The 873-nt window shown below is 66.1% G+C and carries 1 pseudogene; it reads right to left on the bottom strand.

Features of this window, described 5'->3' with window-relative positions:
* Positions 1-277 precede the first annotated feature (277 nt).
* Positions 278-751 (bottom strand): annotated as a pseudogene (locus tag RM423_RS24940) (IS3 family transposase); the annotation flags it as partial.
* Between the last annotated feature and the right edge of the window lie 122 nt (positions 752-873).

Consider the following 873-nt stretch of genomic DNA (forward strand, 5'->3'; position numbering starts at 1 on the left):
CCCGGTTTCATACCGGGTTCAAGCTGTTCTACACCCAAGACACCCGCCTGATGAGCCCCGGCGAGGTGATGGCCCTGACCCCCCGACCCGACATCATCACCTACCAATAAACCCAGCAGCCAAGCATCGCGGGGTCCTCGGCCTCAGTAGGTGATGACCTCGCCCCCCAACCCCGGGGCGCCCGAGCGCCCACAGCACAACCCTCACAGACAACGCAGGACGCGCCGGTGTAGCGCCCTAACGGCTCTGGGCTTGACCCGTCTCGGTGGACGGTTGGTTAGGCGGCTTGTGCCGTCTGACGGGCGAGCTTTTTGAACTGTAGTGGGGTGAGCATGCCCAGCGCGGAGTGACGCCGGCGGCGGTTGTAGACGCGTTCGATCCAGTCGCCGACGGCGGTGATCGCTCCGGCCCGGGTGGGCCAGGTGCGGCGGTCGTAGAACTCCGATTTCAGGCTGGACCAGTAGGACTCCTGCTGCGCGTTGTCCCAACAGACCCCGGTCCGCCCGACGGAGCAGGCCAGCCCGTGGGCGGCGGCATAGCCGGCCATCTCGGCGGACGTGTATTGAGTTCCGCGATCGGCATGAAACACCACTGAGGCCGGTCGTTGACCTCGAAATGCCACCGCCATGGCGAGTGCCGCGGTGACGAGTTCGGTGCGCATGTGATCGGCCATGGCCCAGCCGATCACCCGACGGGAGCAGCCGTCGCGCACGGCGCAGAGATAGAGCCAGCCTTGCCCGGTGGCGAGGTAGACATCCCACGCGAGTGAGTGTCAAGCAGCGACCTGAGCGGGGCCCGTCGAGAGTTCGTTCCAGGCGGCGTGCTCGTCCCAGAGTTGACCGTTCTGTAGACACCACCACATGCGGCCGATGA

Source organism: Jatrophihabitans lederbergiae, from assembly GCF_031845305.1.
Lineage (GTDB): Bacteria > Actinomycetota > Actinomycetes > Mycobacteriales > Jatrophihabitantaceae > Jatrophihabitans_A > Jatrophihabitans_A lederbergiae.